This window comes from Mesorhizobium sp. M7A.F.Ca.CA.003.01.2.1, from assembly GCF_003998945.1.
In the GTDB taxonomy this organism is placed as follows: domain Bacteria; phylum Pseudomonadota; class Alphaproteobacteria; order Rhizobiales; family Rhizobiaceae; genus Mesorhizobium; species Mesorhizobium ciceri.
This window is the reverse complement of record NZ_RZRA01001598.1, coordinates 1-560: the sequence shown is the minus strand read 5'-3', so window position 1 is coordinate 560 and position 560 is coordinate 1. Positions and strand designations below refer to the sequence as shown.

The following is a 560-nucleotide window of genomic DNA, read 5'->3' as shown; positions in this document are numbered from 1 at the left end:
CAAGCGGGAGATGGCTGGTCTCGATCGCCGTGCGGGCCGTATCGAGGCGCATGCGCTCTACCGCCTTTGCCGGCGTGACGCCGGTCTCGGACGTGAAGGCGCGGGCGAAGTTGCGGGGACTCATGGCCGCGTGATCGGCCAGGCATTCGACGGTCAGCGGTTCGGCCAGGTTTGCCCGCACCCACTCGATCAGCGCGGCGAAGCGGCCGGTTCGCCCGCCCAGTTCGACGAAGGCCGAGAATTGCGACTGGCCGCCCGGCCGGCGCTGGTGCATGACTATCTGCTGTGCGGTGCGGCGCGCCACTTCAGCGCCAAGGTCATCTTCGACGAGGGCAAGCGCCAGGTCTATTCCGGCCGAGATGCCGGCCGACGTCCAGATGTCGCCATCCCTGATGAAAATACGCTCGGCATCCAGCCTGACCTTCGGGTAGCGGCGGTGGAAGTCGTGACTGCTGGCCCAGTGCGTGGTGGCGCGGCGGCCGTCGAGCAATCCCGCCCGTGCCAGCAGGTACGCGCCGGTGCAGACGCTGGTGGTGCGCCGCGCCGGCACGCGCCTCAAC

General features: G+C 69.1%; 1 protein-coding gene. It reads right to left on the bottom strand.

The genetic code is table 11. From position 1 onward, the window contains the following. The coding region (locus EN969_RS34450; protein ID WP_127419951.1) for a DJ-1/PfpI family protein at positions 1–560 on the bottom strand (560 nt) is incomplete at both ends.